The 14356-nt window shown below is 75.1% G+C and carries 9 protein-coding genes; 4 read left to right on the top strand and 5 right to left on the bottom strand.

Going from position 1 to position 14356, the window contains the following annotated elements:
* Positions 1 to 637: 637 nt before the first annotated feature.
* Positions 638 to 1456 (bottom strand): SMI1/KNR4 family protein, encoded by an 819-nt coding sequence (locus tag ACFUEL_RS20660; protein ID WP_380237860.1) that lies wholly within the window; start codon positions 1454 to 1456, stop codon positions 638 to 640.
* Positions 1457 to 1772: 316 nt separating this feature from the next.
* The gene (locus ACFUEL_RS20655; protein WP_380237859.1) at positions 1773 to 2696 is read right to left on the bottom strand and encodes a hypothetical protein; all 924 of its coding nucleotides are present in this window, start codon (positions 2694 to 2696) and stop codon (positions 1773 to 1775) included.
* Between the two features lie 378 nt (positions 2697 to 3074).
* Here ACFUEL_RS20655 and ACFUEL_RS20650 point away from each other — a divergent pair, with 378 nt between their 5' ends.
* Both ACFUEL_RS20650 and ACFUEL_RS20645 read left to right on the top strand, forming a co-directional pair.
* Positions 3075 to 6575, top strand: a complete 3501-nt coding sequence (locus ACFUEL_RS20650) for a hypothetical protein (protein ID WP_380237858.1) — start codon at positions 3075 to 3077, stop codon at positions 6573 to 6575.
* Positions 6576 to 6709: 134 nt separating this feature from the next.
* Positions 6710 to 7273: an NUDIX domain-containing protein gene (locus ACFUEL_RS20645; protein WP_380237857.1), complete on the top strand. Its 564-nt coding sequence runs from the start codon at positions 6710 to 6712 to the stop codon at positions 7271 to 7273.
* Positions 7274 to 7318: 45 nt separating this feature from the next.
* Here the strand turns inward: ACFUEL_RS20645 and ACFUEL_RS20640 are convergent, their stop codons facing one another.
* A complete protein-coding gene (locus ACFUEL_RS20640; protein ID WP_380237861.1) occupies positions 7319 to 9655 on the bottom strand; it encodes a Tex family protein in 2337 nt (778 codons plus the stop codon).
* A gap of 243 nt (positions 9656 to 9898) precedes the next feature.
* Here ACFUEL_RS20640 and ACFUEL_RS20635 point away from each other — a divergent pair, with 243 nt between their 5' ends.
* A complete protein-coding gene (locus ACFUEL_RS20635; protein WP_380237856.1) occupies positions 9899 to 11242 on the top strand; it encodes a glycosyltransferase 87 family protein in 1344 nt (447 codons plus the stop codon).
* Positions 11243 to 11284: 42 nt separating this feature from the next.
* A complete protein-coding gene (locus ACFUEL_RS20630; protein WP_380237855.1) occupies positions 11285 to 11671 on the top strand; it encodes a PPOX class F420-dependent oxidoreductase in 387 nt (128 codons plus the stop codon).
* Positions 11672 to 11744: 73 nt separating this feature from the next.
* Here the strand turns inward: ACFUEL_RS20630 and ACFUEL_RS20625 are convergent, their stop codons facing one another.
* Together ACFUEL_RS20625 and ACFUEL_RS20620 are read right to left on the bottom strand one after the other, a co-directional pair.
* Positions 11745 to 12527, bottom strand: coding sequence for an SGNH/GDSL hydrolase family protein (locus tag ACFUEL_RS20625; protein ID WP_380237853.1), 783 nt, complete (start codon positions 12525 to 12527; stop codon positions 11745 to 11747).
* Between the two features lie 68 nt (positions 12528 to 12595).
* Positions 12596 to 13834, bottom strand: coding sequence for a cytochrome P450 (locus ACFUEL_RS20620; protein ID WP_380237852.1), 1239 nt, complete (start codon positions 13832 to 13834; stop codon positions 12596 to 12598).
* Between the last annotated feature and the right edge of the window lie 522 nt (positions 13835 to 14356).

Raw genomic sequence — 14356 nt, 5'->3', positions numbered from 1 at the left:
CCCCCACGACGGGACCGGCGACGACACCGGCGACCACCGGGCCGTCCTGAACGCCCTCGCCCTCGGCGACCGCTGGGGCCACACCTCCTCCCCGCCCTCCCGCAACAACGGCACCACCCGCGAGACCGTCTGGAGCGAAATCCACACCGACCCTGCACCGCAGAGAAGTTGAGACGGCCGGGGCGAGACATCGGTGACAGCGGGCCGGGGCCGGGCAAGGGTCCCGCGCGTGGATGACGTACCGGCCCTGCTGCAACGGGCCGTCGATCTGCTGCCCGCGGGTGCGACGGGGCAGAAGACCGCGGAGGCGGGACGGGCGTCGCAGATCTCGACCAACGCGTCGGGCGCCAACTCCCAATCCCCGTAACCGATCTCCTGGCGAACGTCCTCGGCCGACCGGCCGTTCTGGGAGCTGCTGGTCGAGATCGCCCGGCGGATGGACCTCGACCACAGCCGGCGCTGGTGCGGGTGGCGGGCCCGGGGAGAGCGTCGATGTCCGCCTCGCACTCCTGCGGCCCGAGCGGTGGCGGCACCCGCGGCCCGGCGAAGCGGTGGAGATGCACGCGTTCGAGTCCCTCCCGGGCACCACCGAGATCATCGAGGTTCTCCCGCCCGCCCCGTGAGGCTCCGCGCGCCCTCACGCCCCGCCGTCGTCGGCTGCCGCGTCCCAGCTCGGCAGAGGGATCCCGGTGCCGGTGGTGAGTTGGCGGACCTCGCAGCCCATCAGGCGTACGGCGTCGAGGAGGCGCCGCCGAACCGGTTCGCTGTCCTCGGGCGGGAAGGCGACGCGGATCTGGTGGGGGCGGGCGAGGTCGTAGGTGAGCAGCCAGTCGGTGTCGGTGGTGGCGAAGTGCTCCTGCCCGTCGTCGCCCCGCTCGGAGTGCCAGCGGCCGCGGTCGACGGTGGGGGCGAGGGCTTCGCGGAGCACGTGCAGGCGGGCGGGGAGGTCGAGGGGGCCCTCGGTCAGGCGCAGGCAGCGGTGGACGCGCGGGCGGGAGGGGGTGAACCACGGGGCAAGGTCGGGTTCCATGTCGCTGAGGATCCGGGAACCGGTGCGTCCGGCCGTCCAGTCCGCGAGGAAGCCGGTCGCGTCGGCGGCGAAGGTCTCATACTCGCCGTCCTGCCCCCACACCACGACGGCCCAGCTCCGCGGCTCCCCGTCGGTGAGCCAGCAGAGCCGGTCGGCGTCCATGGTGGCGCCCCAGACCAGCAGGTCGCGGCCGAGGGGCCCGCGCTGCCACTCGACGCGGTTGTGCGGGCTGCTGCCGAAGGGGGTGTGCAGGTAGAGGTAGTCGCAGAACTCCCCCCAGCCGTAGGTCTCGACCAGCCGCCGGTAGTCCTCGGGCAACCGGACGCCGAGCGCGGCCTCGGGGACGCCCCAGTCCCCGGCGGCGTCGACGGGCACGGCGGGCGGTGGCACCAGGCGGGTCAGCCAGGTCAGGCGGGTCAGGTGCATCAGGACGGTCCAGCGGACGGGGTGGTGGGCGGGACGGGAGTCTCCGGGCCCGGTTCCGGTGGCGGCGGGGCGGCACCAGTGCTGTCGGCGAAGGGAGCCTTAAGGGCAGCTCAAGTGGGTGGGGAACGCTTGACGGGCTTCGGCCGGCCGGGCATTTTGGGTGCACGGAACGGTCCGGCCGCTCCGCGCACGATGTTGGAAAAACGCCTTCCGGGGCGGCAGTTGAGAACCAACCCCCACACGGCCCGGCCGTCGCGCTCCCCCACAGTCAGTAAGCGCGATCGGCCGGGCTGGTTCGTCCCCCGGTACCGGACGGTCAGGAACCGGCCTGGTCGCCGTTCATCAGGTCGGCGAAGTCGATGGTGTCGCTGGACTTCGGCTCGGTGGGGGCGACCTTGGTGCCGTAGTCGCTGTAGACGGCCGTCGAGGTGACCGGGCCGTTCTTGCTGTCGAACTGCTCGACCTTCTTCACCAGCAGGTTGTCGGCGTTGATCCAGATCTCGATGTGCTCGGTGCTGATCCCGGCGGCGTCGAGCTGCTTCTGCAGGGCGTCGATCTGGTCCTGGGTGATGTCCTTGGTGCTGGCGCTGGTGAGGTCGGCCACGGTGAGGTCACCGGCGTACTTGGTGGCCTGGGCGCCGTTGACCGTGTCGGTGCCGCTCTTGGCGACCTTGCCGGAGGCGATCAGGGCGCGCACCGAGGAGACCGGGTCGGCGTTCTGCAGCTGGTTCTTGAGGGTGTCGCCGGCCGCGCCCATCACCTTGGCGAGGTCGTCGTAGCCGTACTTGATCCAGTGGGCGCCGCCGAGCTGGCTGGCCATCGCGTCGCCCATGTTCACGTACATCGCGTCGCTGAGGTAGCGGATCGTCATGGTGCCGTCGCTGCCGGCCTCGGCGAGCGTCTTGCCCGCCTCGCCGCCCGTCTTGCCGCTCATCTCGCCCTGGAGGCCGCTCTCCCAGGAGATGGCGCCCTTCATGGTGACCTGCATGTTGGCGCTGTCGTTGGTGATCTCGACCTTGGCGGACTTGGCCGCGGTGGTCTTCTCGCCGACCAGCTTGAGCATCGCGGCGGCGTCCATGGTGTCACCCAGCGCGCCGGACTTGTTGGTGCCCGAGTTGCCGCCCTTGTTGTCGGACACCGCGGAGCCGTTGTTGTCGGAGCCCTTGCTGGCGCAGCCGGTCGCGGTCAGGGCGAGCACGACGGCGGTGGCGGCGAGGAACGTGCGTCCGGTCTTGAGCATGTGGTTTTTCTCCCCCTGGGGAACGTCCCGGCGCGGTGTCTCCGCGCCCGGGTGGTGTCGGGTCCGGTGGTTCTCCGGGCCGGACGGGCTTCGGCCGGGCTTCGAACGGCTTCGGTCGGGGCTTCGGTCGGGCTGCTGTGGGCTTCAGTCGGGCTGCCAACGACTTCGGCGGGCAGGCGGTGCCGGATTCTCCTCTAATACCGTTCTCATACCGTTCTCATACTTCTTCGCGGACTCTAGCCGATCCCCGCGACAGCTCGGCAACGGCCCGGTCCCTGTTCGGTAGCGAAGCGCAGAAGCCCCCGGACGCACCCGCCCCGTCCGCCCCGGACGGCCGCCCGCCCGAATACCGTTTGCCCCGCCGACCAGAATGAACGCATGCCCAACACCGACGTCACCGCCCTGCTCGCCGAGTTGGACGCCCTGCCGCACCGCGACCGCGAGGCCCGGTTCGCCCGCGCCGTGCGGGGCGCGCACGCCGGGGCGCCCGACGCGACCGGCGCGCTGGTCGACGAGCTGGTCGACGAGCTGGCGGCGCGCGGCTGGTACGGGCGGCGGCTGGCCGCGTTCGCCGCGGCGCTCACCGGCCGGGCCGAGCCGCTCGGCGCCTGGCTGACCGACCCGGACCGGGTGGTGCGCGGCCGGGCGATCGCCGCGCTGCGGACGGTGCCGGGGCTGGCGGCGGCGGTGCCGGACGCGTACGCGCGGGCGCCGTACGCCGTCCGGAAGGAGCTGCGCAGGGCGCTGCTGCACGGGCGGCACGCCGAACTCGCCGCCCGGGTGCTGCCGGTGGCCCGGGAGCTCGGGGGCGACGCGGAGGTGGCGGCGCTGCTGCCGGCCTGCCCGCCCGAGGTGGTGGCCGCCGAACTGCCGGGCCTGGCCGTGCTGGAGGGCGACTGGTACGAACTGAGCGCCCGGCACCCCGACACGGTGCTCGACCACCTCGAACGCGAACTCGCCAGCGGAGCAACCGAAGCAACCGAAGCAACCGGAACAGCCGGAACAGCCGGAGCAGCTGAAACAGCGGGAGCAGCCGGAACAACCGGCCCGTCCGCCGACCGCTGGGACGAGTTCACGGTGCCGCTGGTGTCCGTGCTGCCGCTGCGCCCGGCCCGGCTGCTCGACCTGCTGGAGCACTACCCCGACCGGAGCCTCCCGTCCTGGGTGCACGACGGGTTCGGGCACCTGCTGGCGGTGGACGCCGAACGGGCCGCCGCCCTGCTGGCCGCGCCGGAACGTCCGGTCCGGCGCTGGTCGCGGGCGCCCAGCCGTACCGCGCTGTGCCGGCTCGTCCGGCGGGACCCTCCGTCGCTGCCCGTCCTGGGCCGCCGTTGGCTGCCGCACCCGGAGCTGTTCGCGCCGCTGCTGCGGGCCGTCCCGCCGTCCCGGCGTGCCGCGTTCCTGGACGCCGTCACCGAAGGGCGGCCGCTGGAGGGCGACTGGCTGACCGGGGAGGTGCTGTGGCTGCTGCCGCACGAACGCCGCCACCGGGAGGCCCGCCGGCTGCTCGGGGAGCGGGCCGCCGCGGGCCTGACCGAGGGCCGGCTGGTGTCGGTCACCGCGATGCTGCCGCCCGCCGAGGCGCGGGCGGCGCTGCTGGAGCGCACCGGGCTGCCGCAGGCCGCCGAGCGCGCCGAAGCCTGGCGGCAGCTGGTCCGGGCGGCCGCCGCCGACCCCGATCCGCGGGCGCCCGCCGGGCTGCTGGCCGACCTGGGCCGGGTACGCAACGAGCAGGACCCGGTCCGGCAGGCCGCGCTGGCCGCGCTGGCCGAGTTCCCGGCCGCCCGCTTCACGGACGCCGACGCCGGGGTGCTCACCGCCCTGGCCGCCGCCGCCCTGGGCGCCCGCGACGGCTCCCCCGCCACCCGCGCCGCGCTGGCCGCGCTGGCGCTGTCCGTGCTGTCCGCCCACCCGGCGGACGCCGAACCCGACTGCGAGCAGAAGGAGTTGCCCGCCTTCGCGCTGCGGACCGTCGAACGGCTCGCCGCCCACGACGACGGGTACCCGCTGCCTCCGTTCGGCGGACGGCTGCGCCGCGGCCAGGAGCGGCACCTGTTGGAGGCGCTGCGCCCGCAACTGGACGCGGAGGCCGGACAGGGCCGCCACCGAACGCTGTTCGCGCTGGTCCGGGCCCTGTCCGGGCAGGCCGCCACCCGGCTGCCGGAACTCGACGAGCGGCTGGGCCGGGCCGCGCTGGAGTCCCTGGCGCCGGACGCCCGGGAGGGGGCCGACACCACGGCGCTGGCCCTGTGGCTGCTGCCCCGCCCCGGGCGCACCCGCAAGGTGCTGGCCGTGCTCGCCCGTGACCCGTCGGCGGTGTTCTTCCCGCCCGTGCAGGAGCACCTGGCCGAGGCCCGTACCGACCTGCTGGACGCGCTGCTGGCCCAGCAGCCGCCCACCGGGCGCTTTCTGCGCCCCGGCGCCGCGCGCCCGCTGCCGCCGGCCCGCCGCCCCGACCGCTGGGCGCCGTACCAGGTGGAGCGGGCCGCCGAACTGCTGGCGCAGGCCCTCGCCGACGGGTCGCGCGGCCCGGAGCGGCGGCGCGCCCTGCTGCAGGCCGCCCGGCTGCCCGGCACCGGCGCCGCCGTGCCGCGCCGCCGCCTCGACGACCCGGACCCGCTGGTCGCCGCCGCCGCGCTGACCGCGCTGCCCCGGACGTCCGACCCGGCCGCCGTGCTGCCCGAACTGCTGGCGCACGCCGGGGGCGACCGGGCGAAGGACGCGGTGTACGCCGCCGGGCGGGCCGCCCGGTACACCGAGCCGGAGCAACTGGCGCCGCTGCTGGCCGAGTTGGCGGTGCGCACCACGGGGGCGAAGGTCACCTCGCGCAAGGAGGCGGTCCGGCTGGCCGCGGCGCTGCTGCCGCCTGCGCGGGCCGCCGAGGTGCTCACCGCGGCCTTCCGGGCGCCGGGGCAGCACCCCGACGTCCGGGCTGCCGTGACGGCCTGCGCCCCGCACCTGCTGGGCGGCGAAGCGGGGTGGGCGCTGCTGGCCGAGGCCGCCGCCGCGCCCGAACCGCAGTTGCGTCTGGCCGTGACCGGGCAGTTTCCGGCCCGGATGCCGCAGCGCCACCGGGCCCGGTACGCCCTGCTGGTGGCCGGGGTCGCCGCCCGGCCGGGCCCGGACGGGGAGAGCGCCCGGGCGGCGGTCACGTCGCTGTCGTACTGGGCCCGGTACGCGCCGGAGGCCGCCGGGGTGCTGCCCGGCCTGGTCGCCGACCCGGGCAACCGGACCACCTGGGGGACGGCGGCCCGGGTGCTGTGCGAGCTGGCCGTCTCCGAGGCGGCCCATCCGGTCGGCGGGGCCGCGCCGGGCAGCCTGCTCCACCGGGCACTGGCCGCGCTGCTGGCCGCCGGGCCCGACGACCCCCGCCCCGCCCGCCCCCGGGACCTCCCGCTCCGGCAGCGGATCGAGGTGCTGACCATGCTCCCCGCGTACGCGCCGCGCTCCCGGGAGGTGCGGCTCGAGCTGGCCGAACTGCTGCGCCCGCACGAGGAGTTGCTGGACGTCCGGGCGGCCCTGCTGGCCCGGATGGCGAGCCCGACCGGGCCGGGGTTCGGGGCCGGCTTCGCCCGGCTGGCCGACGCCCTGGCCGAACACCCGCTGCTGTCGACCGGGACGCTCGGGGAGCTGACCGGGATCATGGCGGGCGCCGGGCAGGTGCCGATGGCCGTCAACACCACCGCCCCGGACGCACTGCTGGCGCTGCTGCCCGGCCGCGGCCCGGTGCTCGGGCTGCTGGCCGTCGCCCTCACCGAGGCGCTGGGCACCCGCTGCGTCTGGACGGGCCGCTGGCTGACGCTGCTGGTCGCGCTGCGCGAGCACCCGGACGCCGAAGTCCGGTCCGCCGCCGGGGCGGTGACGGTCGTACCGGAGTGATCGCCCGTCCATGTCGCTCCGTCAGGTGAACGACCGGCGCGCCGGATTGACGGGCCGCCACGGGAGGGTGACGTTTCGTCCGCTTTGTTGACCATCCGGGTCCGTTCGGGAGCACCCAGGACTACGATCGATCAATGACGGACACCACACGCAGAGCAAGCGACAGCACCGGACTGGCGGCCAGGTACCCGGCCCTGCACGCACCGCAGCGCTGGGAGTGGGGCGGCATCGACGCCCAGTTCAGCGCCGACCTGCCACCGGACGAGCTGGTCACCAACGTCCACCTGGTCGGCTTCGCCGAGGGCCGGGTCGTCCTGTGCCGGGACGTCCGCGGCCACTGGTTCCTGCCCGGCGGCACCCGGGAGGCCGCCGAGAGCGTGGAGTCCTGCCTGGAGCGCGAACTGCGCGAGGAGGCCGGCGCCCGGCTGCTCGGCCCGCCGACCTGGATCGGCCACCACCTCGCCGTCAGCGAGGGCACCGTCCCCTACCGCCCCTGGCAGCCGCACCCCGTCAAGGCGTGGCTCTGGGGCTGGGCGGACGTCCTGGTCGACTCCGTCCCCACCAACCCCGACGACGGCGAGCAGGTCGTCGAAGTCCGCCCCGTCACCCCCGAGGAGGCCCAGCGGCTGCTCGCCCACCACCGCGAACCCTGGTGGCCCGAACTCGTCGCCCTCGCCGTCGAGTCCCGCACCGGCTGACCCGGCGGCCGAGCCCTCCGGGGCCCGACCACCGGATCAGCGGCGCTACTTGCCCAGGCCGGCGCGGCGGAGGGCGTCGGCCATGGCCGAGTTGGCGGGGGCGGGCGGGGCGCTGCTGGGGCGGCGGTCCTGGCGCGGCGGGCGGGAGTCCCGGCGGGGGGACTGCTCGCGGCGGTTGCCGCCACCACCGCCGCTGCCGGAGCCGGGCGCGGTGTCGTCGTCGAGGCGCAGCGTGAGGCCGATCCGCTTGCGCGGGACGTCCACGCTGGTGACCTTGGCGCGGACGATGTCGCCGGGCTTGACCACCTCGCGCGGGTCCTTGACGAAGTTCCTGGACAGCGCGGAGACGTGCACCAGGCCGTCCTGGTGGACGCCGATGTCGACGAAGGCGCCGAACGCGGCGACGTTGGTGACCACGCCCTCCAGGACCATGCCGACCTCCAGGTCGGAGATCTTCTCGACGCCCTCCTTGAAGGTGGCGGTCTGGAAGGCGGGCCGCGGGTCGCGGCCGGGCTTGTCGAGCTCGCCGAGGATGTCGGTGACGGTCGGCACGCCGAAGGTGTCGTCGGCGAAGTCGCCGGGGCGCAGCGCGCGCAGCGCCGGGCCGTTGCCGATCAGTTCGCGCAGCTGCCCGCCGGTGGCGGCGAGGATCCGGCGCACCACCGGGTACGCCTCGGGGTGGACGGCCGAGGCGTCCAGCGGGTCGTCGCCGTCGGGGATCCGCAGGAAGCCCGCGCACTGCTCGAACGCCTTGGGGCCGAGCCGGGCGACGTCCTTGAGCGCCTTGCGGGTGCGGAACGGCCCGTTGGCGTCCCGGTGGGCGACGATGTTGTCGGCGAGGGTGCCGGTGATGCCGGAGACCCGGGTGAGCAGCGGCGCGGAGGCGGTGTTGACGTCGACGCCGACGGCGTTGACGCAGTCCTCGACCACGGCGTCCAGCGAGCGGGAGAGCTTGAGCTCGCTCAGGTCGTGCTGGTACTGGCCGACGCCGATCGACTTGGGGTCGATCTTCACGAGTTCGGCCAGCGGGTCCTGGAGGCGGCGGGCGATCGAGACGGCGCCGCGGATCGACACGTCGAGGCCGGGCAGCTCCTGGGCGGCGAACGCGGAGGCGGAGTAGACGGAGGCGCCGGCCTCGCTGACCATCACCTTGGTGAGGGACAGCTCGGGGTGGCGGGCGATCAGGTCGGCGGCGAGCCGGTCGGTCTCCCGGGAGGCGGTGCCGTTGCCGATCGCGACCAGGTCCACCTTGTGTTCGCGGGCCAGCCGGGCCAGCGTGCCGAGCGCGGCGTCCCACTTGTTGGCGGGCTGGTGCGGGTAGATCGTCTCGTGCGCGACGACCTTGCCGGTGGCGTCCACGATCGCGACCTTGACGCCGGTGCGGAAGCCCGGGTCGAGGCCCATGGTGGCGCGCGTCCCGGCGGGGGCGGCGAGCAGCAGGTCGCGCAGGTTGGCGGCGAAGACCCGGACGGCCTCGTCCTCGGCCTCGGCGCGCAGCCGGGTGCGCAGGTCGATGCCGAGCCGGACGAGCACCCGGGTGCGCCAGGCCCAGCGGACGGTGTCGGTGAGCCACTTGTCGGCGGGGCGGCCGCGGTCGGCGATGCCGAAGCGGGCGGCGATCCGCTGCTCGTAGTCGCTCGCGCCGGGCAGGTCGGCCTCCTGCTCGCCGTCGTACGGGGAGAGTTCGAGGTCGAGGACCTCCTCCTTCTCGCCGCGCAGCATGGCCAGGATCCGGTGCGAGGGCAGCTTGGTGTAGGGCTCGGCGAAGTCGAAGTAGTCGGCGAACTTGGCGCCGTCCTGCTCCTTGCCGTCACGGACCTTCGCGACCAGCCGGCCGCGCGTCCACATCCGCTCGCGCAGCGAGCCGACCAGGTCGGCGTCCTCGCCGAAGCGCTCGACCAGGATGGCGCGGGCGCCCTCCAGGGCGGCGGGCGCGTCGGCGACCTGCTCGTTCAGGTACGTCGCGGCGAGCGCGGCCGGGTCCTGGGAGGGGTCGGCGAGCAGGGTGTCGGCGAGCGGTTCGAGGCCGGCCTCGCGGGCGATCTGCGCCTTGGTGCGCCGCTTGGGCTTGTACGGGAGGTAGATGTCCTCCAGTCGGGCCTTGGAGTCGGCGGCGAGGATCTGCGCGCGCAGCGCGTCGTCCAGCCTGCCCTGGGCCTCGATCGACTCCAGGACGGCGGTGCGGCGTTCCTCCAGCTCGCGCAGGTACCGCAGCCGCTCCTCCAGGGTGCGCAGCTGGGTGTCGTCGAGGGCGCCGGTGGCCTCCTTGCGGTACCGGGCGATGAAGGGCACGGTCGCACCGCCGTCGAGCAGGCCGACGGCGGCCTGCACCTGGTTCTCGCGGACGCCGAGCTCCTCGGCGATCTTGCGTTCGACGGGCATGGTCACGGTGCCGGTCACCCCTTCTGACGGTTGCGGTGTCGCCCGTGCATTCTGGCAGGTCCGGCTGACGCGGACGGGGTGCTCCGGGTGGCGGCCGGGGGCGTGGCGCTTTCCGGGGACGTCCCGGGACACGCGACGGGCGGCCCGAGGACCGACCGGATTGTCTGATATGAGAGGTGGACCGCTGTTTTGTCACCGCATCCGAGGCGCCGTCGGCGACCTCGCCAGAGCGCACAGGAGGACATGGTGGCGCAGGCCCCCGCCCCGGCCGCCCGGACGTCCGACCGGCCGGTCCGCTGGCACCGCCCCGCCACCTGGCCCCGCGAGGCGCTCGCCCTGGCCGCGTACTGGATCGCCAGCCGGGTGCTGATGGTCGGGCTGATCCGCTCCGGCCGGACCGAGCAGCCCGTCGAGGTGCAGCAGCTGTACCAGGGCTGGTACCGGGTCCTGCGCACCGGCAGCTTCCCGGTCGACGACGTCACCTGGCAGTACCCGCCCGGCGCGGCGCTGCCGATGCTCGCCCCGGGCACGCTGCCCTTCCTCGACTACCTGCAGGCGTTCGTGCTGCTGATGCTGGCGACCGACGCCGCCGTGCAGGTCGCGCTGCTGGCCGCCGGACGCGGCCGGGGCCGCTCCCGCTGGGGCGCCTGGGCCTGGGCGCTGGCCCTTCCGCTGCTGCTCAGCCTGCCGTACGGCCGCTACGACCTGCCCGCCACCGCGCTCGCGGTCGGCGCGCTGCTGCTCGTCCCGGCCCGGCCGAAGCTCGCCGGGGTGCTCGCCGGGATCGGCGCGCTGGTGAAGGTCTGGCCGGCGCTGACCCTGCTGGGCACCCCGCGCGGCCGCACCACCCGGCAGGCGTGGACCGCCGCCGCCGTCTCGGCGCTCGCCCTGCTGCTGGCCCTCGCCCTCCTCTTCGACCACGCCTTCGACTTCCTGCACGCCCAGCGCGGCCGGGGCGTGGAGATCGAGTCGCTGGGCGGCAGCGTCCTCCAGGTCGCCCGGCAGTTCGGCTGGGACGGCCGGGTCGAGCAGCACTACGGCTCGTTCGAGTTCCTCGGCCGGTACGTGCACCGGATCTCACAGCTGTCGCTGCTGCTGACCGTCGCCGCCTTCGCCTGGCTGCTGCTGTGGCGGGTGCGGGCCCGCCGCTGGACGGCCGCCACCCCGTACGACGCGGCGCTGAGCGCCGTGCTGCTGTTCACCGTCACCAGCCGGGTGATCTCCCCGCAGTACCTGGTCTGGCTGATCGGCCTGGCCGCGGTCTGCCTCACCGTGGAGAGCACCACGCAGCGGCCGGTGGTGTTCCTGCTGCTGCCCGCGGTCGGCGTCACCACCGTCGACTACCCGCTGTTCTTCGACACGATGCTGGTCGGCGGCTGGCGGCCGACCCTGGTCATCCTGCTGCGCAACGGGCTGCTGCTGGCCGCCACCGTCTGGTCCGCGGCCCGGCTGTGGCGGGCCACCGTCTCGCCGGTGCCCGCGCCCCGCCCGACCGCGGACGCGCCCGACACGCCCGGCGACACACCCGGCGACGCGCCCGGCGACCCGCGCACCGACCCGGACCCGGACCCCGTCCCGGCGGGCTGACACGGCGTCAGGCGCGGTGCCGGGGGGACGTAGACTCCCCCAATGGCCGACACCGCGCTGGACCGGCTCGCCGCCGGCAAGTACCTGCTGATCACCAGCTACAAGAAGGACGGCAGCGCCGTCCCCACCCCCGTCTGGGTGGTCCGGGACGGCGACACCCTCGGCGCGTGGACCGCCGCGGACTCCTGGAAGGTCAAGCGGATCCGGCGCCGCGCCGACGTCCTGGTCGGGCCGTGCGACGTGCGCGGCAACCCGAGCGGCCAGCCGCTGCCCGCGCACGCCGAGATCGCCGACGCCGCCACCACCGAGCACTACCGGCAGCTGCTCGCCCGCAAGTACGGGCTGCTCGGCCGGCTCACCCTGCTCGGCAGCCGGCTGCGCCGGGGCAAGGGCGGCACGGTCGGCATCACTGTCCGGCTGGACGGCTAGACCCCACGGCCCCCCGGCCCCCGGCCCCACAGCCCCCCGGCCCCCCGGCCCCCGTACGGCGGCGGCCCCGGCCTCAGCCCCCGTACGACCGCAGGGCCGGGCGCTTGGCCGGGCGGCCGTCGCCGGAGGAGCGGCCGCGCAGGCGCCGGCCGATCCACGGGCCGACGTGGGTGCCCAGCCAGCGGAGGTCCGCGCGGGCCTTCTGGGTGCGGGTGCGGGTGTCCGGCTCGGTCAGCGGCGCCCGCCAGTCCTCGGCCGAGGGGCGGCCGAGCGCCTCCAGCACCGCCAGCGCGACCCGGCGGTGCCCCTCCGGGGACAGGTGCAGCCGGTCCTCCGCCCAGAGCCGGCGGTCGTCGAACACCGGCGCCGGGAACAGGTCGACCAGCACCACCCGGTCCGGGTGCTCGCGGACCAGGCCCTCCACGTACGCCTTCATCCGCAGGATGGCGGGCAGCAGGCGGCTGCTGCCGGCCATCCGGCGGGTCGGGTCGGTGGAGGTGAACAGCAGCACGGTGCGGCCCTCGGCGAGCAGCGCGCGGACGCTCTCGCCGAGCAGCCGCTCGACCTGCGCGACGTCGCAGCCCGGACGCAGCACGTCGTTCAGGCCGCCCGCCAGCGTCACCAGGTCGGCGTCGGTGGCCGCGGCCAGGTCGACCTGCTCGGCCCGGATCTGGCCGATCAGCTTGCCGCGCACCGCCAGGTTGGCGTACCGGAAGCCCGCCTCCCCGGCCTCGGCGGCCAGCGCGGCGGCGACCCGGTCCGCCCAGCCGCGGAAGTGCCCGTCGGGGAGCACCTCGTCGCACATGCCCTCCGTGAACGAGTCGCCCACCGCCACCATCGCCCGGTACTGCCGCACACCGCCTCCTGGATCCGCCATCGACCCCGCCCACCCTACCGAGCCCTACCGAGGCGTAACCGGGGTGTTCAGGCGGTGGTCGGGTGGGGCACCACGTCCAGGGCGGCCGGGCCGTTGACGATCATCGAGGGCAGCCGGGCGGGCGGCCGGCCGGGGTCGGCCAGCGCCAGGTCGGGCAGCCGCTCGAACAGGGTGCGCAGCGCGATCTCGGTCTCCAGTCGGGCCAGCGGCGCGCCCACGCAGAAGTGCGGGCCGTAGCCGAAGGCGAGGTGGCTCTTGTCCGCGCGCGCCGGGTCGAAGACCTCCGGCCGGTCCGGGTGCACCCGCGGGTCCCGCCCGGCGGCGGCGAACCCGATGATGATCGGGTCCCCCTTGCGGATCAGCACGCCCTCGCCGAGGTCGATGTCCTCGACCGCGTACCGCAGCGGGACGTGCATCACCGGGCCCTCGACCCGCAGCGTCTCCTCGATCACGTCCGCCCAGGCCGTCCCGCCCGCCCGTACCCGCGCCAACTCCTCGGGGTGGGTGAGCAGTTCGAACACCGCGCTGGTGATCAGGTTGACCGCCGTCTCGAACCCGCCGGTGATCATCGTGAACAGGGTGCCGATCAACTCCTCGTCGGAGAGCGGCTTTTCGCCCGGACGGTCGGACAGCAGCAGGTCACTGGTCAGGTCCGGCGCCGGGCGGGCCCGCTTGTGCGCCAGCAACCCGCTGAGCCGCTCGTGCAGTTCGGCCTGGGCGGCGAGCGCCTCCTCCTCGCCGAGCGAGGAGTCCAGCACGCTGTCGATCGCCTCGCAGAGCGGGTCGCGCAACTCCCCCGGCACCCCGAACAGGTCGCAGATCACCGTCAGCGTCAGCGGCCGCGACAGCGCCAGCCGCAGGTCCGCGGACTCCCCCGGCCCGAGCGCGCCCAGCGCCCCCACCAGCCGGTCCGCCGTCGCCTGCACCTGCGGGCGCATCCGCTCCACCCGGCGCGGCAGGAAGGTCGGCCCGAGCCGGCCCCGCGACGCGCGGTGCTCCGCCCCGTACTGGTTGACGAAGCTGTCCTGGAACGCCACCGGCCCCAGCACCCAGCCCTCCGGCACCTCCGCCGCCCCCGGCCAGTGCAGGCGGTGGTCCCGCGACACCCGCGCGTCGGTCGTCAACGCCTGGATCACCGCGTACCTGGTCACCGACCAGGCCCGCACCCCGCCCGGCAGCTCCACCCACACCGCCGGCCCCCGTTCCTGCAGCCCGGCCGCCTCCGCGTGCAGGGCGCTCCCGGCCGGATCGAGGAAAGGACATCTGGAAACGGAAGGATCGGACACGGTGTGCTCCCCTCACCGGAATCCCCGCACGAGTCCTCACATGGTGCGGCCCCGCGCCCGCCCCCGGAAGCAACTCCCCGCCTTTGTCCTGATTCCGCCGATGCCGACACCAACTCCCGTTCCGATAGCCCCAGTTGATGCCAAGAACCCCACCTTCCTCCGACCTGGGCGACCCCTCCGGCGGGGGCGGGCGGGACGGGATCGGGGGGGATGGCGCGAGGACGACGACGCCTCCGGCAGGGACACGCGGAACACAGGACGGCCACCCCTCCGGCAGGCACGGACAGGACGGGACCGGGGAGATCGAGCGAGGACGACGACGCCTCCGGCAGGAGCACGCGGAACACAGGACGGCCACCCCTCCGGCAGGCACGGACAGGACTGGACCGGGGAGATCGAGCGAGGACGACGACGCCTCCGGCAGGAGCACGCGGAACACAGGACGGCCACCCCTCCGGCAGGCACGGACAGGACGGGACCGGGGAGATCGAGCGAGGACGACGACGCCTCCGGCGGGAGCAC

This window comes from Kitasatospora sp. NPDC057198, assembly GCF_042670125.1.
Classification (GTDB): Bacteria; Actinomycetota; Actinomycetes; order Streptomycetales; family Streptomycetaceae; genus Kitasatospora.
Note: the sequence above shows the minus strand (reverse complement) of the source record. Positions and strands in the feature narration are given on the sequence as shown.

What these genes read in the sequence shown, in the direction of transcription:
- ACFUEL_RS20660 (WP_380237860.1), bottom strand. Translation starts at nt 1,456, where the DNA reads ATGCACCTGACCCGCCTGACCTGGCTGACCCGCCTGGTGCCACCGCCC.
- ACFUEL_RS20655 (WP_380237859.1), bottom strand. Translation starts at nt 2,696, where the DNA reads ATGCTCAAGACCGGACGCACGTTCCTCGCCGCCACCGCCGTCGTGCTC.
- ACFUEL_RS20650 (WP_380237858.1), top strand. Translation starts at nt 3,075, where the DNA reads ATGCCCAACACCGACGTCACCGCCCTGCTCGCCGAGTTGGACGCCCTG.
- ACFUEL_RS20645 (WP_380237857.1), top strand. Translation starts at nt 6,710, where the DNA reads ATGACGGACACCACACGCAGAGCAAGCGACAGCACCGGACTGGCGGCC.
- ACFUEL_RS20640 (WP_380237861.1), bottom strand. Translation starts at nt 9,655, where the DNA reads ATGCCCGTCGAACGCAAGATCGCCGAGGAGCTCGGCGTCCGCGAGAAC.
- ACFUEL_RS20635 (WP_380237856.1), top strand. Translation starts at nt 9,899, where the DNA reads ATGGTGGCGCAGGCCCCCGCCCCGGCCGCCCGGACGTCCGACCGGCCG.
- ACFUEL_RS20630 (WP_380237855.1), top strand. Translation starts at nt 11,285, where the DNA reads ATGGCCGACACCGCGCTGGACCGGCTCGCCGCCGGCAAGTACCTGCTG.